We start from the raw sequence: 25,245 nt of genomic DNA on the forward strand, positions 1-25,245 counted from the left end.
AAACGCCTGCCCGCCAGATCAGCGGATCAGCGTGGACTTGCCAAACAGCGATTCGATCAGGTCGACCGCCAGCTTGGCGGTGGCGTTGCGCTTGTCGTACGCGGGGTTCAGCTCGACGATATCGAGCGAAGCCAGGCGACCGGTGTCGGCAATCATCTCCATGCACAACTGCGCCTCGCGATAATTCGGGCCACCGCGCACGGTCGTGCCCACGCCGGGAGCGATCGACGGGTCGAGGAAATCGACGTCGAAGCTGACATGCAGATGGGTGTCGGCATCGATGCCGGCCAGGGCCTCTTCCATGGTGCGTTTCATGCCCACTTCGTCGATGTGGCGCATGTCGAACACGTCCATGCCCGCCTCGCGCACCAGCTTCTTCTCCGGATCATCCACCGAGCGGATGCCGATCTGGCGGAACACCTTCGGCTCCACCGCCGGCACGTGGCCGCCAATGCCGGTGAGTTCGGCCGGACCGTTGCCGCACAGGCAGGCCACCGGCATGCCGTGGATGTTGCCGGTGGGCGTGCCCAGCGCGGTATTGAAATCGGTGTGCGCATCCAGCCACAGCACGCGCAACTTGCGCCCCTGCTCGCGGCAATGGCGCGCCACGGCGCTGACCGAGCCGATCGCCAGGCAATGGTCACCACCGAGCATGATCGGCAATCGGCCCTGGCTCAGTTCGCCATAGATGCCTTCGTGCACGGCCTGGTTCCAGGCGGCCACTTCGGGCAGATGGCGGTACCCGTCGGTCGGCGGCTGCCACGGATTCAGCGGGCCATGCAGGTTGCCGCGATCGGTCACGTCGAAACCGCGGCGCCTGAGGCGCTCGCCGATCATCGCCACGCGCAGCGCTTCGGGTCCCATCGAGGCGCCACGATGTCCTGCGCCAATGTCGGTCGGCGCGCCGACCAGTGCAATCGTCTGTTTGCTCATGTCGTTTCCCACAATTTGTTTGCTGCAGCCTGCCAGTGTAACGGCTCGGCTTGACGAAGCCGTGATGCGGCGCATCGCGCACAACTTGACCGTGGTCAAGCGAAATGCCGACGACACGCGTTAGGCTGGGCGCATCCAAGGTCTGCAGGGGCAACAGGCCGTGGGGCGAAGATGCAAAATCGACGCCGGAGGCGCAGTCGCCGTCCGGCATCGGAAACGGACCTGGATGGACGTGACCTGAGGGGAAGACCGCATGCAACAGATCAACGCGCTCGAGAACGATTCCGCCGTCGTTGCCGAACTGCCATTGTCACCATGGTGGGTTCGCTGCGTACTCATCGTGTTGGTGCTGGGACTTTCGGCCCTGCTCGCCATCACCTTCCTGGCTTATCGCAACGCCCCACCTGTGCCTCAGCACATCGTGGATTCGAGCGGTGCCACCGTATTCACCGGCGACGACATCCGTGCCGGCCAGGGCGTCTTCCTGAAGTACGGCTTGATGGACAACGGCTCGATCTGGGGCCATGGCGCCTATCTGGGCCCGGACTACTCCGCCGAGGCGTTGCACCAGATCGGCCAGGACAGTGCCAACGCCCTTGCGGTGAAGCAGTACAACGGCCCCCTGACCGCCTTGTCGCCAGGTCAGCGGGCAGGCGTACAGGCGCAGGTCGCCGAATTGCTAAAGACCAACCGCTATGACGCGGCCACCGGCACGCTCACGCTGACGCCGGCCGAATCGGAGGCTTACCGCCAGCAGGTGGGCTATTGGACGGATTACTTCAAGCATCCCGATACCAATGGTGGTTTGAAGCCGAACCTGATCACCGACCCGGTGGAACTGCGCCATTTCACCGCGTTTGTCACCTGGGCCGCCTGGGCCTCGGTCGCCGACCGGCCGGGCAAAAGTTACTCCTACACCAACAATTTTCCGTACGACCCGAGCGTGGGCAATGTGCCGATCGGACCGGCGCTGCTGTGGAGCGCACTGAGCCTGATCATCCTGCTGGGCGGCATCGCGGTGGTGCTGCTGGCTTTCGGCAAGTTCGACTATCTGGGTTGGGTCAGCCCCGGACGCCACGTGCACCCGAAGCTGCTGCCGGGCAAGGCCGGGCCGGGCCAGCGCGCGCTGGTGAAGTTCTTCCTGGTGGTGTCGCTGTTGTTCCTGATGCAAACCCTGGTCGGCGGCGCCACCGCGCACTTCCGCGCCGATCCGGGCACCTTCTACGGCCTGCGCCTGGAGGACCTGTTCCCCAGCAACCTGCTGCGTACCTGGCACCTGCAGACGGCGATCTTCTGGATTGCCACCGCCTATGTGGCGGCCGCATTGTTCCTTGGCCGCTCACTGCGCAGCGACGAACCGAAGGGCTTCGCGCTGTGGGTGCACCTGCTGTTCGCCGCGTTCGTGGTGGTGATTGGCGCCAGCCTGCTCGGCGAATGGGTGGGCATGTCGCAATTGCTGGGCAAGTGGTGGTTCTGGCTGGGCGACCAGGGCTGGGAATACCTGGAGATCGGCCGGCTCTGGCAGATCCTGCTGGTAATCGGCTTGTTCGCGTGGTTCGCGCTGCTGTTCTGGGTGGCGCGCCCCGGTCGCAACGACAACCCGCAGATGCGCCCGCTGACGCGCATGTTCCTGTGGGCGGCGTTGGCCATCCCGGTGTTCTACGTGCCGGCGCTGTTCTACGGTGCGCATACCAACTTCACCGTGGTCGACACCTGGCGTTTCTGGATCATCCACCTGTGGGTGGAAGGCTTCTTCGAATTCTTTGCCACCACGGTGGTGGCGCTGACCTTTTTCCAGCTTGGCCTGACGCCGCGCAATACCGCACTGCGGGTGATCTATCTCGACGCGATCCTGTACTTCCTCGGCGGCCTGCTCGGCACCGGCCACCATTGGTACTTCACCGGCCAGACCGATCTGAACATGGCGGTCTCGGCGATGTTCTCGGCACTGGAAGTGGTACCGCTGACCCTGCTGACACTGGACGCGTGGGACTTCATACGCACCACCCGCGGCGAATGCGACCGCTGCGGCAAACCGGTCTCGGTGCCGCACAAGTGGACGTTCTGGTTCCTGATGTCGGTGGGCTTCTGGAATTTCCTCGGCGCCGGCGTGTTCGGCTTCCTGATCAATCTGCCGATCGTCAGCTACTACGAAGTGGGCACCATCCTCACCCCCAACCACGGCCATGCCGCGATGATGGGCGTGTTCGGCATGCTGGCCATCGCGTTGATGGTGCTGGTGTTGCGCCAGACCAGCAGCGACGAACGCTGGGCCGGCATCGAGAAGTACGTGAAAGTGTCGTTCTGGGGCACCAACGTCGGCCTGTTGATGATGGTGGTGTTCAACCTTTTCCCCGCCGGCGTGCTGCAGGTGTGGGACGTGATCGAACACGGCTACTGGCACGCACGCAGCATCGCCTACGTGGCCAGCACGCGCTCGCACATCCTCGAATGGATGCGCCTGCCGGGCGACCTGGTATTCATCATCTTCGGCGCGATTCCTCTGGTCATCGCGAGCACGAAGACGTGGCTGGGCATGCGCCAGGACGCAAGGCACCAAGAGCCCGCGCATGACCTCGTGTAGGAGCCCGCTCGCGGGCGATGCTTTTGTTTTCCAGAGCGCCACAGCAAGAGCAGCGCCCGCGAGCGGGCTCCTACGGTGCAAGGCAACGAAAAGGTGCCCTGCCAGTGGGTCAGGCCACCGCTTCGGCGACCTCGTTGCGCTGGCGATATTCGCGCACCATCTGCTCCACCAGCTCGCGGTGGCCGGGCAAATCGCCCAGCGCGTGACCGGCCATCTGCTGGATCATCGCGAACTCGCGGCGGGCGTCATCCACCCGCGTGTAGACACTGCGCATCGGCTCCAGGTCGGTCTTGAACTCCATCCCGTAGAGCACGTATTGCCAGCTCGACACCAGGAACATCTCCAGGTCGCCGACGAAATCCAGCCGGTGCGGCGGCCGATGCTTCCATAGCGCCAGCCGATCCTTCAGCGTATCGGGAATGCTGTCCGGGTTCGCGTTGTCGTGCCAGAACGCGGTGTCGCGACGCTGGCTCAGGCAGTAATGCATCTTGATGAAGTCGATGATGCGGTCGTAACGCGCCACCACCATCTCGTTGTAATAGCGGGCGGTGCGCTCCATGTCGTCGACATCGCCAGGCAACAGATGGGTGAGCAGGTAGGCACCCAGCTCCACCAGCGCAATGCCGGTGGATTCCAGCGGCTCGACGAAGCCGCCAGCCAGCCCCACCGCCACGCAATTCTTGCGCCAGTGCTCGGGACGATAGCCCGTCTCGAAACGGATGTGCTGCGCCGTCACGCCCTCGGCGGCGGCGCCCAGATACTGGCGGAACACGGCTTCCGCCCGGGTGGCGTCAGAGTGCTGCGAGGAATACACGTAACCGCAGCCGCGCCGCTGTTGCAGCCCGATGTCCCAGATCCAGCCGGCCTCCTGTGCGGTGGCCATGGTGTAGCAGGGAATCGGCGAATCGGGCTGCGGATACGGTACCTGCATGGCCACGGCACGGTCGACGAACAGCACGTCGCGGCGGCTGCGGAACGGCGACTTCATCGCCCCGTCGATCAGGTAGCCGCGCAAGCCGGTGCAATCCACGTAAAGGTCGGCACTCAACTCGCCTGCCTCGCGAGTGACGATGCGTGCAATCGCGCCCTGCGCGTCCAGCTCGGCCCGCTCCACCGTCGCCAGGTGACGGACCACGCCCAGCTCCGTTTGCCCGTGTTCGGCCAGCACCTCGGCCACGCGTGCGGCATCGAAGTGATAGGCGTAATTCATCGGCCCATGGAAGTCTGCATCCTTCGCCCGCTTGGGTGCACGGTTGCCATCCACCAATCGCTTCTGCATCGACACGGCATCGGCGAACGGCACGCCTGCAGGCGCCGCGCCGAGCAACCAGTACGGCAGCAATTCCGGACCGCCCGTTCGCTGGCTGGGCATGCTGAAAGGATGGAAGAAGTCGCTGGCGCCCGGCGCGCCCTGCGGTCGCACCCAGTGCCGGTAGCGGATGCCCTGCTTGAACGTGCCGGTAGAGCCGGCGAGGAAGCGCCGCTCGTCCAGCCCGATCGCCGACAAGGTGCCGCGGATCGACGGGAACGTGGCTTCGCCCACGCCAAGCAGGCCGATACGTGGCGATTCCACCAGCTCCACCTTGATGCTGCCCGGTGCCACCGAGTTGAGCGATTTCGCCAGGTAGCACGCGGTCAGCCACCCCGCCGTACCACCGCCCACCACCAGGATTTTCTGCAGTCGTGCCATCGATCTCTCCCCATCGGCCGGCAACGCCGGCATCGGCTCAGAGATCGATATCAACACCGATTGACAGCGCTGTCAATTTGCAGAGCAACAAATCCTGCGCAGCCCCGCCCATCAGTCTTTCTTGGTTCGGGTCTTGCGCGGCTTGGCTTCGGCGGCGGCGATCAGGCCTTGCAGATAGGCAATGCCTTCCTCTTCGGGAAAGAACGCCACGACATCGGCAACCGTCAGCTTGTAGCGATCACGCAGGGCCAGAAACTCGCGTTTTGCCCGCCCTGCCGCGGTTTCGTGCGAAGCCTGTTTGGCCTGCTGCTTGCGCTCGAGCGCGGCCAGCTCTTCCTGGAACTGCCGGAACGGATCTTTGTGAATAACCATGGAAGAAACGAAGTCACTGCGAAATAAACGCCCATGACCACATGCCGAAGCGGCGTCCGTGTGGGGGCATGCGTAACACGCAAAGCCCGCTGCAACGTCAGGGACCGGCATGGAACGGACATCTGGTGCCGGCAGCAGGAGTCGAACCCGCGACCTACTGATTACAAATCAGTTGCTCTACCAACTGAGCTATGCCGGCGTGGACGGCGATTCTAGCAGCCTGCCGGGCTCCTCAGAAACAACCGCTGCTGTGCGAGCCCACGCTGGGATCCCGGATGCGGCTGCGCCAGTTGAAATGGGCGCTGTCGGCCACCACCAGGTCGAGCCAGTATTGCGGCACCTGCTCGGTGCGCTGGGTCAGTTTGGCCGGGAAACCGGCCGCGACGACCTGGTCGAGGCGGTTGTGCGCATTGGCCGGATCCTTGAACAGACCCAGCGACACGGTGTTCTGCTGGTCACCCGAACCGACCACGAAATAGTCGGTGATGTGTTTGGCTTCGAGCTTGCGTGCCTCGGCCAGCGCCTGTGCCCGGCTGCCGCTGGTGGGCAGGTGTACCCACCAGCCGCGCAGTTCGGTGGTCTGTTCTTGCCGCGCCCGCTCGCGCACGGTCTGGCGTGCCAGCGCACTGCGTGCCGTGCGCATGTCCTGCGGCGTGGCGAACGGACCCAGGGTCATGCAGGCATAGCTCTCCGAAGGGGCTGCCGGGGCAGCGGCCGGTACCGATGCGGTGGCTGACGGCGCCACCGGTGCCTGCTCGGACAGCAGCTGCAGCTCGGGCACGCCCGGATCAGTGGCGCTGCGGCCGAGTGCGTCGTTCTGGCCCAGCAACAGCCACGCCCCCACGGCGATATTGAGAGTCATCAGGAAAACGAAAAGCAGGCGCAGGAACATCGGCCATCCATCAGGGTCGGGCGTCGGTCATTCTAGGGCAGTGCTGCAGCCTTGCGTGGTGGACGCCGACACGATCCGAAGGATGGCCCGGCCAAACCCTCCGCGGAAGCGAGCCGACCCTTCGCTGCCAGGGACACGTCAGTCGGACGCTTGCCCGGCAGCCCATACGGCCAGGCCATGCAGCACGCTGTCTGCGGCATGCCTGGATGGCAGCGCCAGCAGCGGCAACAGCCCGCCGGCGTCGCCACCGTGGACGAGCAATCGCGGCGAACCGCCCAACTGCGGCGACATGCGCGCGACAAAGCGCTCGACCAGTGCCACCGCAGCCAGCCAGCAACCGGAAGCCACGGCATCGGCGGTATTGTCGGCGACATCGTGCACCTCGCCCGGCCGCTCCGGCCGCACGCGGGCCGTGGCGCCGAGCAGGGATTGCTGCATCAGTCGTGGCCCTGGGGCAATCAGGCCGCCAAGATGCCGGCCATCCGCGGCCAGCGCGTCGAGGGTCAACGCGGTGCCAACGCCCACCAGCACGCACGGCGCATCACCGGCGGCCTTTGCGGCGACCATGGTGAGGAAACGATCCACGCCCAATCGCAACGGCTCGGCGTAGGCATTGCGCACGCCACAGGCCGAGGCCGGCGTGCGCAGCCAGGTGACATCGCGAGCGAAGGCCGCCACCGTCAGCGCGGCAATGCGCGTCTCACGCGCAGCGTCCACGACCGAGGCGCCGAACGCATGCGTCGGCGACGGCAGTTCGCGCCAGGCTTGCGTCAGCACGGCGGCCACGTCCTCATCCCATGCCACGGCGCCACGCGCCAGCCATTCGCCGCCGTGGGCCAGCGCCCACTTCAATCGGGTATTGCCCAAATCCAGCAACAGATTCATGCGCGACGCACCGTGACGTCGGCGCTGTCGATTCGGCGCAAGCCCTGCGCCGTGCGTATCTGCAGTGCGCCACGGGCATCCACGCCGGCACCGATGCCATCGAATTCACCCAGCGCGCCACTGAGGCGCAACGGCGCGTCACGCAGCAAATCGTGGCGCGCGTAGTCCTCCGCGAAGGCCGCAAAGCCCTGGCTGGCGAACTCGGCAAGGCCATCGGCCAATGCGGTGATCAGCGCTGCCGCCACGCGATTGCGATCCGGCGGCGTGCCGCCGCACAAGCTGGCCACATCGCAGGCGGGCTGACCGGCCTGCTCGTGCAGCGCCGGGGTCAGGCGCAGGTTGAGGCCGATGCCGATGATGGCCGCGCACGGCCCCTGGTATTCACCGGACAGCTCGACCAGAATGCCGGCCAGCTTGCCGCCGGGCTGGCCGTTTTCGCCCCGGGCCAGCACGTCGTTCGGCCACTTCAGGCCGGCACCCGCCACACCGAGTGATTCCAGCGCACGCAACACGATGGTGCCCACCGCCAGCGACAGGCCACTGAGTCCGGCAAAGCCGAGATCAAAGCGTTTCAGGCAGGACAGATAGATGTTCAGCCCTGGTGGCGACAGCCAGTGACGCCCGCGTCGACCGCGCCCGGCACTCTGGGTCTCGGCCAGCACGATGCTGAGATCGGCTGCCTGCGCGCCGCGACGCTGCAGCTCACTGGAAGTGGAATCGATTTCCCAGTGCAGTTCGAGCGCTCCGAGCCCGCGGGCAAGCCGCGCCGGCAAGGCCGCCCGGATTTCCGCTTCGTCGAGTATCTGCAGCGGCCACGGCAAGGCGTAGCCGGCCGCACCGCGCGATTCGATCGGCACGCCGCGACTGCGCAACGATTCCACCTGCTTCCAGATGGCCGCGCGCGACACCCCGGCGGCCTCGGCCAGGCGGACGCCCGAAACAGTCTCACCGGTGGCGAGAACGGACAGAAGTTGTGGCGCCAGCATCAGCGGCCGCTGTCCGGCGGTGGCATCGAAGAAGTCATCCGGCGCATTCTAGCCTGTGAGAGCCCCGACATTCCCGTCCGGGTCGCGGCACTGGCATCCCCTGGCCAATTCTGGGACGATCCCGCACTGGCCTGTGCATCAAAGGGGTTGATCGCCATGCGTGCCATACACTTGCTGACCGGATGCGTGTTTGCCTTGGGCCTTGTGGCCACGGCACATGCCGCCACCAACGTCGACGCGGGAAGCGCTGGCGCTGGCGACTGCGCCCACAGCACCACTGCCGACGGCGGCAGCAGCCGCGACGCCACGGCTTCCGGCGGCGAAAGCGTGGGCCTTGCGCACACGGCCGCGCCCGCGACCCAAGGCAGCAATTCCACCAGCAGCCACGGCGACAGCACCATTTCCGGCAGTGGCGGCAGCGACGATGCCGCACCCGCGCAGTCACACCGGGTAAGCCTGGGTTGGCAATCGTTGCTGCCCGGTTCGATCCAGTAACTCCGCAGTTCGCGGTTCTGCCGCGAAACCTGGCCAGCGCGCCAGCCCAGGCGAAGCGCTGGCGTTTCCTCGTGTGCCACGGGCGCGCCAAGTCAGCGAAGCTGACCGCGCGTAAGCAAGATCTCAGCTGGCCGGGAACTGCACGCTGAAGCGGGCACCACCGAATTCGGGCGAGCCATCCACCGTCAATTCACCCCGATAGGCACGCACGATGTCCTGCACGATGGACAGGCCGATGCCGTGGCCTTGCACGCGTTCGTCGCCGCGCACGCCACGCTGCAGCACTTTCTCGATCTTGTCGGCGGGGATGCCGGGACCGTCATCTTCCACGCTCAACCACAGGCCCGGCCGCGCGCGGCCCGCTTCCGGCTCGATCTTCGCCACCAGCAACACGTGGTGGCCGGCCCACTTGAAGGCGTTTTCCAGCAGGTTGCCCATCAGCTCGAGCAGGTCGCCCTGTTCGCCATGGAAGGCCGCGCCTTCCTCGATGTCGAATTCGCAAAGTACATTTTTGGCCGCGTAGACCTTCTCCAGACTGCGCACCAGATCCTCGGCATGCCCGGCCAGCGGCACGGCGGTGGCAAAGGTCTGCCGGCCGGAGGTGGCGGCGCGGGCCAGCTGGTAGGCCACCAGTTCGTCCATGCGGCGCACCTGGTCCAGCAACGCATCGCGCAGCTGTGGCCGTTCGGCGGCGGCCGATTCCACCTGCGAACGGATCACCGCCAGCGGCGTCTTCAGGCTGTGCGCCAGGTCGGCCAGCGTGTTGCGGTAGCGCGTGCGCTGCTCGCGTTCGCTGTCGATGAAGGCATTGATACGCTCGGTGAGGCCGGTCAGTTCCAGCGGGTACTGGCTGTCCAGGTGATCGCTGTTGCCACGCTCGACCCGGCTCATGTCGCTGGACACCTTTCGCAGCGGCGTCAGGCTCCAGCGCAGCAGCAGCAACTGCAGCACGATCAGCAGCACGCCCAGCGTGGCCAGCCAGCCGATCAGGCTGCGCCGGTACACCTCGTTGCTGTTGGCGAGCTGTTCCTCGGTTTGCGCCACGGTGAAGGTGAGGTGCACCGGCTTGCGCTCGGGCAAGTCCAGCAGCACCCCGTAGCTGTAGTAGTACAGCCGCCCCATGCGCGTATCCACCGGCCCGGTGAAGCGTTGCTCGCCCGGCTTGAGCGGCTGCAGGAAATCGAAGTCGCGACCGATCGCCGAGGAGGATTCCCAGCGAAAGTCGTGATCACCCAGCACCACCGCATACAGGCCCGAACCCGGTCGCGAGAAGCGCGGGTCGGGGGTCGAGTCGGGCATCAACGGACGGCCGTAACGACTGACGTCCGTACCGGCCATGTAGGCAATGGTGAAGTTGTACAGCCGATCCTGCAGCGCGTTGAGTGCACTGTCCGCGTTGGTCTTGGACAGGGTCAACCCGATCGCGCCGAGGAAGGCGGCCAGCACCAATCCGGTGGCCAGTGCCGCGCGTGCCGCCAGCGAAAACGGGCGCGGCGGCGGGGTGCCGTCAGTCGTCGTCGTTTTCGCTGCGGGGGATGGCAAAGCGGTATCCGCGTCCACGTACCGTCTCGATGGGTTTGAGGGCGGCCTCCGGGTCCAGCTTCCTGCGCAGGCGGCCGATGAAAACCTCCAGCACGTTGGAATCGCGGTCGAAGTCCTGCTGATAGATGTGCTCGGTGAGGTCGGCCTTGGACACCAGCTCGCCCGCGTGCAGCATCAGGTATTCCAGCACTTTGTATTCGTAGCTGGTGAGGTCGACCAGTTTGCCATCCACCGACACCGTCTGGGCAGTGGTATCCAGCTTGATCGGGCCACAGGCCAGCACCGGCTTGGACCAGCCGCTGGCGCGACGCACCAGCGCGTTGATGCGCGCCAGCAATTCCTCGACATGGAACGGCTTGACCAGGTAGTCGTCGGCGCCCTGCTTGAGGCCCTCGACCTTGTCCTGCCAGCCGCCACGCGCGGTGAGGATCAGGATGGGATAACGCTGGCCCGCTTCGCGCAGGGCCTTGATCAGCTCCATGCCCGACATCTTGGGCAATCCCAGGTCGATGATCGCCAGGTCGAACGGCACCTCGCGCCCCATGTAAATGCCTTCTTCACCGTCCTGCGCGGCATCGACGGCGAAGCCGTCGCGCTTCAGGCGCGCGGCGAGCGTCTCGCGCAACGGCGCCTCGTCTTCAACCAGAAGGATGCGCATCAGTGTTTCTCCTTGTTGCCGCCGCCGTTACCGACGGGATTCTTGGTGGATGATGCCGCGGAAGGGTGGCGTGCGGAAGCGGCCTCGATGGTCACCACCTGCACGTGCCCCTCCGGCGTGAGTACCTTGATGCGGTACTCCAGCCGTCGCCCGACGTGTCGCTGCTCGGCCGACAGTACCTTGCCGCTGGTCTTCTGCTGCACCTGGATCACTGCCTGGTCCAGCGTCTGGGCCGTGGCTGACGGTTGCTGGGCCGCGGCCGTCGCCGCCAGCAGCAGGCCAGTGCAAAGCACCAACGCAGGATGGAACTTCAATGCCATGTCGCCTCGTGATCTGCCCCGGGCATCAGCCCGCTATCCTCCCATAGTGGGAAACCCGGGCTGAATACTGACCGGACGGCCGATACCTGTCACGCCGCAGCGTATCTTGACGGCAACGCCTGCTCCAGCAATGCCCAACCCGCGCCAGGCTGATGGGCGCCCTCGCTGAGCACCCGCCGGAACCCCCGCGCGCCGGGCTCACCTTGGTACAGGCCGAGTAGATGCCGCGTGATGTGCTTGAGCGCCGTGCCGCGCGCCAGCTCCGCCTCGACATACGGGCGCAGGCGCTGCAGCACCGCCTCGCGCTCCGGCAACGGCTCGCCGTACAGCGCTGTCTCCAGCCGTGCCAGCAACCAGGGATCGTGATAGGCCGCGCGCCCCAGCATCACCCCATCCACCTGGGCCAGATGCGCACGCACCTGCTCCACCGTGGTCACGCCGCCGTTGATCGCCACCACCAGTTGCGGAAATTCGCGCTTGAGGCGGTAGACGCGCTCGTAATCCAGCGGCGGAATCTCGCGATTCTCCTTCGGGCTCAAGCCTTTCAGCCACGCCTTGCGCGCATGCACCACCAGCACGCCGACGCCGGCTTCCAGCATGGTTTCGGTGAAATGCTGCAGGCCGGCGTAGTCGTCCTGGTCATCCACGCCGATGCGGCACTTCACTGTCACCGGTACGGACACCGCATCGCGCATCGCCTTCACGCAATCGGCTACCAACGCCGGCTCGTACATCAGGCAGGCGCCGAAACGACCCGACTGCACGCGATCGGACGGACAACCCACGTTGAGGTTGATCTCGTCGTAGCCGGCTTCGGCGCCGAAGCGCGCGGCCTGCGCCAACTCGCCCGGTTCGCTGCCACCCAGCTGCAGCGCCACCGGATGTTCCTGCTGGCTGTGCTCCAGCAAGCGCAATTGCCGCCCGCGCACCAGCGCCGCACTGGTCACCATCTCGGTATACAGCCGCGCATGCGGGGAGAGCAGACGATGAAAATAGCGGCAGTGCCGATCGGTCCAGTCCATCATTGGCGCGACGGACAGACGCCAGGGCTCGGCGGATTCGGGGATGGCGGACGGCGTGTTCACGCCGGCTATTGTACGGGCAGAGGTGCCGCGGTCCGCCGATTCAGGCGGTTGCAGTGCCCATGTTCCATCAACCGGGATCAGGCGTCCGGCTTCGCGGCGCGTTTCGCGGCTCTGGTCCGCACGACCAGCAGCGCCAGGAAAACCACCATCATGACGGCCAGGGCGATCCAGTGCTGCCTGTCGTACAAGACCACGCCAAGCGCGCCCACGACGGGACTGACCATTTCGATCAGCCACAGTACGGCCATCGCGCGGGGCAGGTCAGGCGCCAGCTTGGCCATGTACACCACGTAGATCCAGAACGCGGCCAGGCAGAGAAAAGTCACCACCAGCATGCCGGCGAAAATCGGCACACCCAGGGCATGGAACTCGCTGGTGAACACGTTGCGATTCACCACGGGCATCAGGGCCACCACGCTGAGCAGCACCAGGTTGATGGCACTGCCGATGGTATCGATGTCGCGCAGATGCGCCATCATGCGCCGGTGGTAGAACCACACCGTGCCAATGAACAGGAAGCTGAAGAAATAGACCAGCAGCGGTATCGACCAGGCCTGCCACAAACTCTGGCCGGGAGCGGCATCAGGCTTGATCTCGATGGCCGACAGCGTGATGGCGATGGCGAACACGCCGTCGGACAGCATGACCAGCCGATCGAGGTGACGCTGGCCGACGTGGTGGTCCGAAATGGGTTCCTGTACCCGACTGCCCATGCCTCTCTCTCCCTGCTGGAATCCGAACGCCGGATGATGCCGCAGAACGCGGCGGGCGGGGAGCCCTCGAATCGCGTAAAATGGCGCCAGCGCCGCGTCCGCGCGCCGCCACTCGCCAGGTTCCCCGGCCCACGCCCTCCCACGCGAGTCTCGCTGCCGCCCAGACGGTGGCGCGTTTACCCCGACCCGCAATTCGAGACGAAGACATCATGGTAGCCATGGCGACCGAGCACGTGATCGACGTGCATCACTGGAACGACACGCTGTTTTCCTTCCGCACCACACGTGACCCGGGCTTCCGCTTCGACAGCGGCCAGTTCGTGATGATCGGTGTGGAAACGGAAGGTCGTCCGCTGATGCGCGCCTATTCGATCGCCAGCGCCAGCTGGGAAGAGCACCTGGAATTCTTCTCGATCAAGGTGCCCGACGGCCCGCTCACCTCGCGTCTGCAGCACCTGAAGCCCGGCGACCCGTTGGTGGTCACGCGCAAGCCCACCGGCACGCTGGTGCTGACCGATCTCAAGCCCGGCAAGCACCTGTACCTGTTGGGTACCGGCACCGGGCTGGCGCCGTTCATGAGCATCGTCCGCGACCCGGACACCTACGAACGCTACGAGAAGATCGTGCTGGCCCACGGCGTGCGCCACATCAACGACCTGGCCTATGCCCGGTACCTGGAGCACGAGCTGCCGCAGCACGAATACCTGGGCGAGCTGGTGCGCGAGAAGCTGATCTACTACCCCACCGTCACCCGCGAGCCGTTTCGCCACCGTGGCCGCATCACCGACGCCATCGCCGACAACGTGATGAGCCAGGCCACCGGCTTGCCTCCGCTCAATCCCGAGACCGACCGCGTGATGATGTGCGGCAGCCCCGCCATGCTGGACGACCTGTGCGCCCTGCTCGACGGTCGCGGCTTCCAGGCCTCGCCGCGCACCCGCGAGCCGGGCGATTACGTGATCGAGCGGGCGTTCGTGGAAAAATAAGGCCTGCGTGGTCCAGCCCGGGCAGGCGCCGCTCAGGAGGCTCCAGGCTTGAACAGACGGTTCTTTTCCTCGAGCTTGTAGTAAGTCTCGACCACGCCCTTCTCGCACTCGGCCACCGCTTTCAGTACGGGCGGCACTTCCGGCATGGCATCCACCCCCGCCGGGGTGGTGATGAAGAAGCCATCCCCCAGCGCCGTGATGCCCAGCGGCAGGCTGCGTGGCTCGAACAACGACGCGCCGAGAAAACTGTTCGACACCGACCGAATGCCCAGCAACTGCAGCAGCGTGGGCGCCATGTCGAGCGAGTTGCGCCCTTGGGCATCGAATACCGCTGGCAAATGATGCGTCGGGTCATGGATCAGCAGCGGGATGCGGTCCACGAAGTACGGCTTCAGGTCCTTGCCGGCGACCTCGCGATACGGCGCATCCGGATAGGTCGCATGGTCGGCGGTGAATACCACGATGGTGTTCTTCGCGTACGGGCTGGCATCGAAATACTCCAGGAACGCACCGACGGCGGCATCGTAGTTGTGCAGCTTGTTCAACACGCGGCTGTGGCCGTCACCGTAAGCATGACCACCCTTCACCATCGGAATGAAGGCGTGCGTGCCGATGTTGTAGGTGGCCACGAAAAACGGCTTGTCATCAGTCTTCTGTGCACGCGCCTGCAGGAAAGCGGTCAGGCCGCGGAACAGGCTGCTGTCGTCAAGCTGGTCGGTCTGGTCCTGCACGGTCACCTTGCCGTGCAGCAGTGCGGACACCTTGTCGAACGTATAGATGCCGCCGAAACCGAGCGACCGGACCATGTGGCCGAACGGCGAGCCATCATGTTCGGGCTCGAAGAAATAGGTGTCGTAGCCATGCCCACCCAGGATGGTCGCCAGCGTCTGGCGATGAACGCCAGCAAGGCGCCCACCGTTCGCCCAACCATCCTTCTCGCTACCACCGGCAAACAAGAAACCGGAAGACGTCTGCCCAACGATGCCGCGGTAGGTCGCGGCGGTGTGGTTGTAGTAATCGGTCACCTTCATCGACCGTGCCGCCAATCGGTCAATGTTCGGAGTCAGCCCGGGATAATGCCCCCCGTAAGCCCCGATCAACCGCGTCGACGTACCTTCGGTGAAGATCACGATGACATTGGGCTGCGCCGCCGCTGCACCGACCGGCTCGAAAGGCAGCGCACGCGTGAACACCACGCCCTTCTCCAAGGGATAACCGGCGACCTTGCCTGCCGCCGGGTCCGTCAGGCAGGCCTTGCCGTTGAGCATGGCGAACGTCCCCGTCACGTGATCGTCGCCCTGAGTCACGGCCACGCCGGCATTGACCAGCAAGCTGGCCACGGGCACCTGCCGATAATCCGGCTCCAGCACGATCCGCCGCCGCTGCTGGGTCAGCACAAAGGCATACAGCACCGTGACCACCATGAGGGCGGCCATCCATCGACGCCCTCCAAGCCATCCATCGATACCTTGCCGACGTCGCCAGGCAAACACGGCCAGCAAGACCAGCCACCCCAGACCGCTGCCAAGCACCACCCACTCCATGGTGGACTGGGTGACAGTCACCGAATCCAGGTTTTGCATGGCCAAGGCGCTGATGAAATTGTTCGACAGGTAAATCGAATACATCTGTGCCGCATACCCCAGGCACACCAGCGCAGCCAGCAGCATGTACAACGCGAACCAGGCCAGCCGTCGTGTCACGACCCAGCGCCGCAGCAGGTACAAACCCACCAGATAGAACCATGCCAGCTCGATCGCCGCCGCAACCACCCGCGCACACGAGTGCGCCAAGTTCCCGATATCGCCGAGATTCGCCACGCCGAAAATGGCGTACAGGTAACACGCATACAACACGGCAAAGAACACGGCGTGAAAGCCGTGGCGCGACAGGAAAGCTGCCTTCACCCGAAATCGTCCCTTTGATAGTGAGGCGCCGCGACTCATTACTCCCGCAACAGCGGAGCCTGGCCCTCTCCACGCTTCGCCCAGGTCGGAATGGCACCCGCAAAGAGGCGATGTTACACGGCAATGACAGCGATCCGCCGGCTGCTCCGTCCGGGTGCTACTTGCGACAGTTGCGCATCAGTCCCGCACGCGCCCCTTGCCCTCGTTGTCCCAATAACCGAACACGCGGCGCGCGATCAGCTTGTACAGGCGCTTGCCGGTGGCGCGCCAAAGTCGCGAGTGCGGCGCGGGGGCGGCGAGGATGGCGCGTTGGCGGGTACTCAGCGCGTCCGGGCAGTAGGTACGCTTGTGCTTGAGCAGGTGCCGCAAGTCTTCGCGCGCCAGCAGTCGAAACAACAGGCCGCGGCGACCGCGGGTCCAGGCGAGCTGGAAATCCACCACGGCGGGGCTCCCGTCTTCACGCACCAGCCAGTTCGGCTCCTTGGCCAGGTCGTTGTGCACGATGCCACGGCGGTGCAGCGTGCCGAGCAGGCGCAGCGCGTCGCGGTAATAGGTGCGGTCGCGTGGCTGTGCCTGCTGCATCGGGCGACCGGCCATGTAACTGCGCAGCAATTCGCGACCATCCCAGCCCAGCAGTGTCGGCACGCCGTCGACACCCGCCAGCTTCGCCAGCGCACGCGCCTCGCGCGCTGCGGCACGACGCGCGAACGCGCGCGCCCACCAGCGCGCGGCGCCGATGTCGCGACGGATCATCCGCACGCCATCGCGCTCGATGATCTCGATGCGGCCGAGTTCGTCGGCCTTGAGCAGGGTGGCTGGGCTGGGCACGTGGCTTCCGGTCGACGCGAACGCACGGGCTTGCCCGCCGTATCGCCAGATCGGACTATTGTGGCCGATCCGCGGCACACCTGCCGCCACGCCGGACGGTTACCGCATGCTGGATATCGCGCTCTACCTGCTCGCTGCCGCGCTGATCATCGGCGGCCTGGTCGGCACCGTGCTGCCCGCCCTGCCGGGTTTGCCGATGATCTTCGGCGGCATCTGGCTGGCGGCGGCAGTGGACAATTACCAGCACCTGGGCCTGTGGTGGCTGCTGTTGCTCGGCGGGCTAGCCGCGCTGGGCGTGGCCGTGGATTTCGTGTCCGCCTCGCTGGGCGCCAAGCGGGTCGGCGCCAGCAAAGCGGCGATCTGGGGTGCCACCCTGGGCACCCTCGTCGGCATGTTCTTCGGCCTGCCAGGGCTTATCCTCGGCCCCTTCGTCGGCGCCCTGCTCGGCGAGTTCGGCTCCAGCGGCAGCGTGTTGCGCTCCGCCCACGTGGGCATCGGCACCTGGCTGGGCCTGCTGTTCGGCGCCCTGCTCAAGCTGGTGTTGTCGCTGCTGATCCTGGCGCTGGCGGCCTTTGGCTGGTGGCTTGCCTGAAAGGTGACTACTGCCCGCCCGGCAGCACGTACAGCAACACCGCGAGGAAATGCAGCACGCTGCCGGCCAGCACGAAGAAATGCCATACCGCGTGGTGATACGGCAGCTTGCGCCACAGGTAGAACGGCACGCCCAGCGTATAGGCCACGCCGCCAGCGATCAGCAGCACCATGCCGCCGACCTGCAGGTGTTCCAGCAGTGGCTTGAACGCCACCATGCCGACCCAGCCCATCGCCACGTACAACAAGGCCGCAAGGCCGCGGCGCTTCATCAGGCCCAGCTCCAGCGCGCTGCCCAACAGGGCCAGCGACCAGATCGTGGCGAACAGCCCCCAGCCCCAGGCACCCGGCAACGCGACCAGGGTGAACGGCGTATAGGTGCCTGCGATCAGCAGGTAGATCGCGATGTGGTCGCAGATGCGCAGCCGCCGTTTGGCCGTCTCGCCGCGCACCGTGTGATACAGCGTGGAGGCGGTGTACAGCAGGATCAGCGAGCTGCCGTAGACGGCACTGGCGGTGATCGCGCGGGCACCACCATGCATCGCGGCGAACGCCACCAGCACCGCCAACCCGGCGATGCTGAGCAGGATGCCGATGCCATGGATCACGCTGCTGGCAAGCTCGTCGCCGTCGGCGTAGCGCGGTACCGGAATGGCAGTGGCAGCGGTCATGGGGTGCATTCCTGTGGGGACATCGGGCGACGCCCTCGCGGCGTCCGGCTTTTACTCTAACCGGCCAAAACCGCCTTGCATACTCGGGCGCATCGTCGCGCCGAGCGTTCAAGGGCAATGACAGCGCAGGCCATTTTTCGCCGCGTCACGCCGTCGCGTCACCCGCATCGCGCCAGACAAGGTTTACCGCCACCCGCGCCATTGGCGTCGTTCCGCGACCCGCTCGTTAAGCGCGTCATCACAATCACTGCACACCACGTCAAGACGGATTCGTGCAAAGTCTGTCATGCGGGCCTCACCTCCCCTGAGGCTTGCCTTCCCCTACCCCGCCCCCGCGGGGTTCTTTTTGCCTGACGTCCGCGAACAGGGCCGGAGCTGCGTGGCAAAGGCCCGCCTCCCGGCATGGCGGCCGCGAGCCTGATCAAGACAGGAGACGGCCGTCCATACGGCTATTGCACATGGATGCCGGACAGGCATAGGCTGGAACCGCGCCACACGATCCCCCTGCTTCCCCGGCAGCGTGCGACGCCACAATCCACATCGTCGTCAGGAGGTCGCCCATGTCGTCCGCAAGCCTGGCTGTCCCTTCCCGTGCGCATCCGGATCCGGTACGCATCGCCGCGCTCAGCGCCACCATCGCCCTCAACCTTGCCGCTTTCGTCATTGCCATCCGGCCGAAGGCGCCATCCTTGATGCCCGCAGTACTTCCGCACACGTCCCTGCTGGTGCGGTGGATCGAGGCGCCGAAGCCCACGCCACCGCCACCACCGGTCGTGGTGAAACCGCTACCGCCCAGACCCATGGCCATGCCGCGCGTCACACCCGCGGCAGTCCATCCACCGGTGGTGGTGCCGACCACGGAAGGCCGCATCGCCGCTCCGGTCGTGCCGCCGACGACGCTACCGAGCACCGGCACGCCCACCACGACAACCGCCGCGCCCGTCGAAGCCACCCTGGCTTATCGTTCCGCCCCGTTGCGTTACCCGCACACCGCCCTGCGCCAGCACCTGCAAGGCACGGTGTTGCTGCGCGTGCTGGTGGATGAAACCGGCAAGCCCATCGACGTGCAGATTGCGCACAGCAGCGGCTACACGTTGCTGGACCACAGTGCGCGCGAACAGGTCCTGGCCGGCTGGCGCTTCACGCCGGCGATGGCCAACGGCCACCCCGTGCAGGCCTGGGCGCAGGTGCCGGTGAGCTTTGCCCTGCGTCAGTTCTGAGTCGCAACCCGGCGTTCTGCGTCAACGAAAAAGCCCGCGACGACCGTCATGGTCGCCGCGGGCTTTTCAATCATCAGGACCGGTCAGTGCGACGGTTGCGGTGCTGCCGTCGGCTTGCGGCGTGCCGCATGCACGATCGCCCACACCAGCCCCACCATCAGCAGCGCCGGCAGGCACAGCGGCAGCAAGGCCAGCAGCACGAACGGCGCCACCATCAACAGCACCACGCCACCGATCAACAGGCCCACCATGCCGGCGAGCAAACCGAACAATCCGCCGACCAGCGCGAACGTGACCTTGAACACCAGGCCGATCAGGGCGAACGCGAACCACAGTGCGCCCACCGCCAGCAACACCATCACGAACAATTCGATCATGTCCTTGGTCTCCATATGGACGGCATGCCCTCGCACGCCTTGTCGAACGCTTGGATGCGGCTCGCGGCCCGAAGGTTTGAAGTCCATCCACGACCGGCATCATAGGCTGCCGCCAAGCATGCGGCATGTTGCAAAAGTCATAGCCGAAACAGGCTCTTGGCTTACGCCGGCTTAACAGCGCGCATGCTCCACTGGCGGCCGTTTCCCCCATGGCTGGCCAACATGCGCAGACATCGACATCACCTGAAAGCCCTGCGCGACATCGCCCTGGAACACGCGCGCGACCCACATCCCGATCTCGCTTCGCTGGCCCGCGAATTGGGCAGCGTGGTGCATCGCGATGCGATCGGCCTGGCGAACGACCTGGCACCACTGCGTCAGCATCGCCACGGTTTCCGCCGCATGTTGCTGGCACGCCGCAACGCCGGTCACAGCTCGGCCAGCGTGCTGCTTCTGTCCTGGCCGGCGAACCATGTCACGCCAACCCATGACCATGCCGGTCTGTGGGGTCTGGAAATGAGCCTGCATGGCGCACTGGGCGTGGAGTCGTGGGCACGTTCGGACGAGGCCGGCGCATGGCAACTGCGTGGCCGCGACTGGCTCGGGCCGGGTGATGCGCTCTGGTTCGATGCAGGCAAGGAAAACATGCACCGCTGTCGCAATCTGTCGCGCCAGGACATTGCCCTCAGCCTGCATGTCTACGGCGGTGACCTGATCGACTGCAATGCTTACGAACAGGATGCGCAAAACCGGCGCTGGCGTGCGCAACCGCAGCACCTGCGCATCGACGGCGCGCTGCGCGTCTGACCTTTCCACCCGTTACCGGGAATTGCATGTTCCGACGTATCGCCATCATCGGCGGTGGCGCCGCGGGCGCTACGCTGCTCAGTGAGCTGATCGGTCGACGCACCGCCCAGCCGCTGCACCTGGACTGGTACACCGGCCCAGGTACCCCCGGCCGCGGCGTGGCCTATGCCACGCGTTCCGAACAGCATCTGTTGAACGTGCGCGCCGCCTCGATGGGCATGTTCGCGCATCGTCCCGGCGGCTTCCTCGAGTACGCGCGGCGCAACGACCCCACCATCGCCGCCACCGATTTCCTGCCGCGTCGACTGTATGGCGACTACCTCGAGGAAGAGACGGCCCACGCGCTGGCCCTGGCGAAAGCGCATGGACACGATGTGCATGTGGTGCCGTTCGCGGTCGATGCGATGGTGCCCGAGCACGACGGCGTCAATGTGCTCCACGGTGATGTCGAAACCCGTGTCGACGCTGCCGTGCTGGCGCTTGGCGCACTGCCGCCACAGCCACATCCGGCCGTCAGCCAGGCCGCATTGGCCAGCGGCCGCTACATCGTCGAACCCTGGCCATTCCTGGCTCGCTCGGCCGATGTTCCGCCACCGCGCCGCGTCGCCCTGATCGGGCTGGGCCTGACCACGGTCGACCTCCTGCTGGAGCTGTCGGCACGCTGGCCGGACACCGAATTCGTTGCGATCTCGCGCCACGGACAGCTGCCGGGAACCCATGGCGAACAGATCGGCCTGCCGCCCGAAGACGGTGATGTCCTGCTTGCCGCCATGCGCGATGCACCCACCGTGCGCACCTGGATGCACCTGCTGCGTGAAGCGTGCAGCCATGACGACGACTGGCGCAGTGTGATCGACGGCCTGCGCCCCCACCTGAGCACCCTGTGGGCCGACTTGTCCGACGACGAACGTGGTCGCTTCCTGCGCCATGCCCGCGGCACCTGGGAACGGGCACGCCATCGCATGCCGCCACAGGTGGCCGCACGCGTCGCCACGCTGGAGCGTGACGGCCGCCTGCAACGCATGCGCGGCCGGATCCGCAACGTCGAGGCCGGCGTCGACGACGAGCTTCGCCTCGACATGGAGCATGCGGGCCAGCCCATCGCACCGCTGCACGCCGGGCTGGTGATCCAGGCCACCGGCCTCGATACCGACGTGCGTCACACCCCGCACGGACTGGTGCGGCAGTTGGTAACCAATGGCCACATCCTGCCCGACCCGTTCGGCCTGGGCTGCATCGCCTCCCCGGATGGTCGCGTGCATCACGCAGACGGCCCGTGGTCACGCCTGTTCGCCCTTGGCGCCCTGCTGCGCGGCACGCTGTGGGAATCCACCGCCATGCCGGAAATCCGCCAACACGCTCGCCAACTGGCCGACCGCCTGCTCGCTCCATAACGATCCCGGGGCCGCGGCCCCGCGCAGGAGCCCGCTGGCGGACGATGCCTTTGCTCCGATGCCGGCCGAAGACAAAGGCATCCCCCGCCAGCGGTATCTAGGAGCGTGGGCGGTAGAAACTTTCGAGGCGAAAAAGTGGCTGCGTGAGGACAGATTTTCGACGATTCGCCGGCCCATAGTGGTTCTATGGGCCAAGAAGCGACGGAAATATGGACCACGCAGACACTTTTGCACCCCGGAAGATTTCTGCCGCCCACGCTCCTAGAGGGGCTGAAGATGGAGACATACGCGACCGCAGACTGGCATCTCCCTGCCACCACATGCAGGTAAGCTCCACGCGATGAACCTGCCGCTGCTTACCATCGCCCTGATCCTGGTGCACCTGGCCGGCCTCGCCGCCGCCACGCACGCGGTGATGCATACGCGTACACCGCAAGGCGCATTTGCCTGGGCACTGGGGCTGGCGCTGCTGCCGTGGCTCACCCTGCTGCCCTACCTCTATCTCGGCCGCCGTCGCTTCCACGGCTACGTTGACCAGCACCGCCGCCATCGCCGGCAATTCGACCACGCGCGCGAACCCGTCACGCTTTCGCACGATCCCTCCTGTGCACGCTACGCAGCGCTGTGCAACATGCTGCACACCACGTTCCACCCGGGTCAGCAACTGCGCCTGCTGGTGGATGGCGATGCCACCTTCACGGCAATCCTCGATGTGATCGCGCAAGCCGAGCACTACGTGCTGGTGCAGTTCTTCATCTTCCACGACGACGGCCTGGGCCGGCGCATGCAACAGGCGTTGCTCGAACGCGCCGCGGCCGGCATCGACGTCTGCGTGCTGTACGACGGCATCGGCAGCCATGCCCTGCCACGCCACTACGTGGACACCCTGCGCGCCGGCGGCGTCGCCATCCACCCCTTCGCCACGCAGCGCCGGCACACCCGCTTCCAGCTCAACTTCCGCAACCACCGGAAAATCGTGGTGGTGGATGCCGCGCAAGGCTTCGTCGGCGGACTCAACGTGGGCGACGAATACCTGGGCCTGGCGCCACCACTGGCACCATGGCGCGACACCCATCTCGCCGTGCGCGGCCGGGCCGTGGCCGACCTGCAACGCAGCTTCGCCGAAGACTGGCACTGGGTCACCGGCACTCTGCCGCCCCGGCGATCGCCGCCACCCGGCCAAGGCACCGCGCACACCTTGATCGTCGCCACCGGACCGGCCGACCTGCAGGAAAGCTGCTCGCTGTTTTTCGTCACCGTCATTCACGCCGCGCAGCGACGACTGTGGCTGACCACGCCCTATTTCGTGCCCGACCACGCCGTGACCGCGGCGCTGCAACTGGCCGTGCTGCGCGGCGTCGACGTGCGCGTGATGATTCCTTCGCGTCCCGACCACCGCACCGTATTCCTGTCATCCACCCTGCACGCCTACAACGCACTGCGCACCGGCATCCGCGTGTTCCGCCACCAACCCGGCTTCATGCACCAGAAAGTGCTGCTGGTGGACGACGACACCGCCGCCATCGGCAGCATGAACCTGGACAGCCGCTCGTTCCGCCTCAACTTCGAAATCGCCGCACTCAACGTGGACCGCGCCTTCGCCGGCGACGTGGAAACCATGCTGCGCAACGACTTCGAACACGCCATCGAAATCGACAAAACCGAATACGAGCACGCACCATGGCGGCGCCGACTGGCGATGCACATAGCGAGGCTGTTCGACCCGGTGTTGTGAATACGCACCCCGCGCAATGCACTCTACGCAGCCGGCCAATCCATCCCGCAGCTCAAGCCCGAGCCAAAGCGCCGCGTCACGAACAGAATGCGTATCCACGTTTTTGAGGGATAAAACCCCAGCCAGCTCGTTTGACGCGATATGCAATCCGGCCATCTCCCCAGCCCGCACGCCCAGCCCCTCATGGAAGTGGTTGTCCTGAAAGGAACTTCCCGCCCTTGACGGCAACACCTCGGGGTTGGAGCATGGGTTGCATATGCCCCGATGTGGGGTCTACTAGGCGTTAGTCGGTAGCTCGTGTGGGTTCTTCGTTGCATGTGTTTCGCCCAGCGTCGCGCTGGCTTGTCGTCCGTCGCCGCAGCAACTTTTCGCGCAGCATCGTCGCAAGCCTGGGCATTCAGAGCTGGCAGTTTTTGGGGTAGTCGGTTGCTCAAGCTTCGCGCTCGTCTTGGCGTTGTCGCCCGAGCATGCAGCGTCGCAACCGTCTAACATCTCGTCCAAGCGGACGCGCGAAAAGCCGCGCGCCGCTTAACTCCAGCGTTAGCCGGTAGCTCGTGTTGGTTCTCGTTGCATGTGTTTCGCCCAGCGTCGCATAGGCTTGTCGTCCGTCGCCGCAGCAGCTTCTCGCGCGGCATCGTCGCAAGCCTGGGCATTCAGAGCTGGTAGTTTTGGGGTAGTCGGTTGTTCAAACGGTGCGTTCGTCGTGGCAGTCGTGGTCGCCCGGGCATGCAGCGTCGCAACCGTCTAACTTCTCGTCCAAGCGGACGGCCCATTCGGGCCGCCGCTTAACTCAAGCGTTAGCACTCTCGTTGGGCAGCACGTCAACCAAGCACTTCTTCAGGGAATTGATGATTATGCGTAAGAAAGACAGGGCTGAGTTGATTGATCGGCGGGCTGACGAGATGGCGAGATCCGGTCTGTATGAGAACTGGTTGAGCATCGAACACGCGCTACGTGCTGAGGGGTTACTTGAAGCTCGTCAACTTTTGGACAGCGAGTTTCGGCGTGGAGAACTCAACGAGATGTGTCGCCAAGCTCGTGAAGCCTGAAAAGGGGGTCAAGATGAAACTGCTTTTGAAATGGTCAGCAATTACGTTCCTTGCTGCTGCGTGGGTTCCAGCCATCGCAGCGAACGTGCAAGGTATGAATTTCCCAAAGCATCTCGCTACTTTCACACTTGATTCGGTAATCAATAATGAAAGGGACATACCCGGTCAAGGCACCTCGTTGTTGTATGATGCGGTCGGGGTTAAGGCGTCCGTGTTCGTCTACGATCTTGGTATAAAAAACATCGAGAGTGGCATCGACTCGACAACTGTGCGTGACGAATTTTTGAAGACTAGTGGCGATGTCAGGACAGTGCACCCAGACGCGCAAAACCTTCACTCAAGTAAGCATTTGACTGTGAGCGGCATATCACTACTGCATGTGGCATTCCAATACGTGGAAAGCGAGCCCGGGACACGTGATACGGTATTTTCCAACCTTTATATAACACCTGATTCCGTGATCTCTCCCCGCCAAACCGCACCACATCAACACCTGCGGTGGATCTGCCCTTCACCCATCGGGTG

Annotated in this window: 24 protein-coding genes and 1 tRNA gene; 9 read left to right on the forward strand and 16 right to left on the reverse strand. The window is 65.3% G+C overall.

Features of this window, described 5'->3' with window-relative positions; translation table 11 throughout:
* Positions 1-18: 18 nt before the first annotated feature.
* On the reverse strand, positions 19-933 hold the full coding sequence (gene rocF, locus AB7849_RS03025; protein WP_369500531.1) for an arginase: 915 nt from the start codon (positions 931-933) through the stop codon (positions 19-21).
* Between the two features lie 253 nt (positions 934-1,186).
* On the opposite strand from rocF, the gene AB7849_RS03030 reads away from it, so the two are divergent.
* Positions 1,187-3,517, forward strand: coding sequence for a nitric-oxide reductase large subunit (locus AB7849_RS03030; protein ID WP_008210652.1), 2,331 nt, complete (start codon positions 1,187-1,189; stop codon positions 3,515-3,517).
* A gap of 109 nt (positions 3,518-3,626) precedes the next feature.
* On the opposite strand, the gene AB7849_RS03035 is transcribed toward AB7849_RS03030, so the two are convergent.
* From AB7849_RS03035 to AB7849_RS03060, 6 genes are all read right to left on the reverse strand, one after another.
* Complete coding sequence (locus AB7849_RS03035; protein WP_008210650.1) at positions 3,627-5,207, reverse strand: tryptophan halogenase family protein; 1,581 nt, start codon at positions 5,205-5,207, stop codon at positions 3,627-3,629.
* Between the two features lie 111 nt (positions 5,208-5,318).
* Positions 5,319-5,690, reverse strand: coding sequence for a hypothetical protein (locus tag AB7849_RS03040; protein WP_237711799.1), 372 nt, complete (start codon positions 5,688-5,690; stop codon positions 5,319-5,321).
* Between the two features lie 12 nt (positions 5,691-5,702).
* A tRNA-Thr gene (locus tag AB7849_RS03045) sits at positions 5,703-5,778 on the reverse strand.
* Between the two features lie 33 nt (positions 5,779-5,811).
* Positions 5,812-6,471, reverse strand: coding sequence for an SPOR domain-containing protein (locus AB7849_RS03050; protein WP_008210645.1), 660 nt, complete (start codon positions 6,469-6,471; stop codon positions 5,812-5,814).
* A gap of 138 nt (positions 6,472-6,609) precedes the next feature.
* Positions 6,610-7,356: a type III pantothenate kinase gene (locus AB7849_RS03055; protein WP_008210643.1), complete on the reverse strand. Its 747-nt coding sequence runs from the start codon at positions 7,354-7,356 to the stop codon at positions 6,610-6,612.
* Positions 7,353-8,342, reverse strand: a complete 990-nt coding sequence (locus AB7849_RS03060) for a biotin--[acetyl-CoA-carboxylase] ligase (protein ID WP_369500532.1) — start codon at positions 8,340-8,342, stop codon at positions 7,353-7,355. The genes AB7849_RS03055 and AB7849_RS03060 overlap by 4 nt, the downstream gene beginning before the upstream one ends.
* Before the next feature lie 156 nt (positions 8,343-8,498).
* On the opposite strand from AB7849_RS03060, the gene AB7849_RS03065 reads away from it, so the two are divergent.
* Positions 8,499-8,837, forward strand: coding sequence for a hypothetical protein (locus tag AB7849_RS03065; protein ID WP_157618064.1), 339 nt, complete (start codon positions 8,499-8,501; stop codon positions 8,835-8,837).
* 123 nt (positions 8,838-8,960) lie between these two features.
* Here AB7849_RS03065 and AB7849_RS03070 read toward each other — a convergent pair whose 3' ends face one another.
* The 5 genes from AB7849_RS03070 to AB7849_RS03090 all read right to left on the reverse strand — a co-directional run bounded on the left by AB7849_RS03070 (position 8,961) and on the right by AB7849_RS03090 (position 13,155).
* Complete coding sequence (locus AB7849_RS03070; RefSeq protein WP_369500533.1) at positions 8,961-10,379, reverse strand: ATP-binding protein; 1,419 nt, start codon at positions 10,377-10,379, stop codon at positions 8,961-8,963.
* A complete protein-coding gene (locus AB7849_RS03075) occupies positions 10,345-11,037 on the reverse strand; it encodes a response regulator transcription factor (RefSeq protein WP_008210636.1) in 693 nt (230 codons plus the stop codon). The genes AB7849_RS03070 and AB7849_RS03075 overlap by 35 nt, the downstream gene beginning before the upstream one ends.
* Positions 11,037-11,357 (reverse strand): PepSY domain-containing protein, encoded by a 321-nt coding sequence (locus AB7849_RS03080; RefSeq protein WP_008210634.1) that lies wholly within the window; start codon positions 11,355-11,357, stop codon positions 11,037-11,039. Before AB7849_RS03080 ends, AB7849_RS03075 begins: the two co-directional genes overlap by 1 nt.
* Positions 11,358-11,446: 89 nt before the next feature.
* A complete protein-coding gene (gene dusA, locus AB7849_RS03085; RefSeq protein ID WP_256364901.1) occupies positions 11,447-12,442 on the reverse strand; it encodes a tRNA dihydrouridine(20/20a) synthase DusA in 996 nt (331 codons plus the stop codon).
* 77 nt (positions 12,443-12,519) lie between these two features.
* A complete protein-coding gene (locus AB7849_RS03090; RefSeq protein ID WP_008210629.1) occupies positions 12,520-13,155 on the reverse strand; it encodes a TMEM175 family protein in 636 nt (211 codons plus the stop codon).
* A 206-nt stretch (positions 13,156-13,361) separates the two neighbouring features.
* On the opposite strand from AB7849_RS03090, the gene AB7849_RS03095 reads away from it, so the two are divergent.
* A complete protein-coding gene (locus AB7849_RS03095) occupies positions 13,362-14,141 on the forward strand; it encodes a ferredoxin--NADP reductase (RefSeq protein WP_439822696.1) in 780 nt (259 codons plus the stop codon).
* Between the two features lie 32 nt (positions 14,142-14,173).
* On the opposite strand, the gene AB7849_RS03100 is transcribed toward AB7849_RS03095, so the two are convergent.
* Positions 14,174-16,048 (reverse strand): LTA synthase family protein, encoded by a 1,875-nt coding sequence (locus tag AB7849_RS03100; RefSeq protein WP_008210624.1) that lies wholly within the window; start codon positions 16,046-16,048, stop codon positions 14,174-14,176.
* A 177-nt stretch (positions 16,049-16,225) separates the two neighbouring features.
* Complete coding sequence (locus tag AB7849_RS03105) at positions 16,226-16,876, reverse strand: serine/threonine protein kinase (protein ID WP_439822693.1); 651 nt, start codon at positions 16,874-16,876, stop codon at positions 16,226-16,228.
* Positions 16,877-16,985: 109 nt separating this feature from the next.
* Between AB7849_RS03105 and AB7849_RS03110 the strand changes: the two genes are divergently transcribed.
* Positions 16,986-17,468 carry a DUF456 domain-containing protein gene (locus AB7849_RS03110; protein ID WP_037099762.1) on the forward strand — a complete coding sequence of 161 codons (483 nt, stop codon included), beginning with the start codon at positions 16,986-16,988 and terminating at the stop codon, positions 17,466-17,468.
* A gap of 7 nt (positions 17,469-17,475) precedes the next feature.
* Here the strand turns inward: AB7849_RS03110 and trhA are convergent, their stop codons facing one another.
* Complete coding sequence (gene trhA, locus AB7849_RS03115; protein WP_008211397.1) at positions 17,476-18,138, reverse strand: PAQR family membrane homeostasis protein TrhA; 663 nt, start codon at positions 18,136-18,138, stop codon at positions 17,476-17,478.
* A 560-nt stretch (positions 18,139-18,698) separates the two neighbouring features.
* Between trhA and AB7849_RS03120 the strand changes: the two genes are divergently transcribed.
* On the forward strand, positions 18,699-19,358 hold the full coding sequence (locus tag AB7849_RS03120) for an energy transducer TonB (protein WP_008211395.1): 660 nt from the start codon (positions 18,699-18,701) through the stop codon (positions 19,356-19,358).
* Positions 19,359-19,441: 83 nt separating this feature from the next.
* Here the strand turns inward: AB7849_RS03120 and AB7849_RS03125 are convergent, their stop codons facing one another.
* Positions 19,442-19,735, reverse strand: a complete 294-nt coding sequence (locus AB7849_RS03125) for a hypothetical protein (protein ID WP_037099759.1) — start codon at positions 19,733-19,735, stop codon at positions 19,442-19,444.
* 222 nt (positions 19,736-19,957) lie between these two features.
* Between AB7849_RS03125 and AB7849_RS03130 the strand changes: the two genes are divergently transcribed.
* The 4 genes from AB7849_RS03130 to AB7849_RS03145 form a co-directional block, all read left to right on the forward strand.
* Positions 19,958-20,542 (forward strand): cysteine dioxygenase, encoded by a 585-nt coding sequence (locus AB7849_RS03130; protein ID WP_037099756.1) that lies wholly within the window; start codon positions 19,958-19,960, stop codon positions 20,540-20,542.
* A 26-nt stretch (positions 20,543-20,568) separates the two neighbouring features.
* Complete coding sequence (locus AB7849_RS03135) at positions 20,569-21,936, forward strand: FAD/NAD(P)-binding protein (protein ID WP_008211388.1); 1,368 nt, start codon at positions 20,569-20,571, stop codon at positions 21,934-21,936.
* A 340-nt stretch (positions 21,937-22,276) separates the two neighbouring features.
* Positions 22,277-23,671 (forward strand): cardiolipin synthase, encoded by a 1,395-nt coding sequence (gene cls, locus AB7849_RS03140; protein WP_008208100.1) that lies wholly within the window; start codon positions 22,277-22,279, stop codon positions 23,669-23,671.
* A gap of 969 nt (positions 23,672-24,640) precedes the next feature.
* On the forward strand, positions 24,641-25,245 hold a 605-nt coding region (locus AB7849_RS03145), incomplete at its 3' end, for a hypothetical protein (protein WP_369500535.1).

The sequence above is a fragment of the Rhodanobacter sp. FW021-MT20 genome (genome assembly GCF_041107475.1).
GTDB lineage: Bacteria > Pseudomonadota > Gammaproteobacteria > Xanthomonadales > Rhodanobacteraceae > Rhodanobacter_A > Rhodanobacter_A glycinis.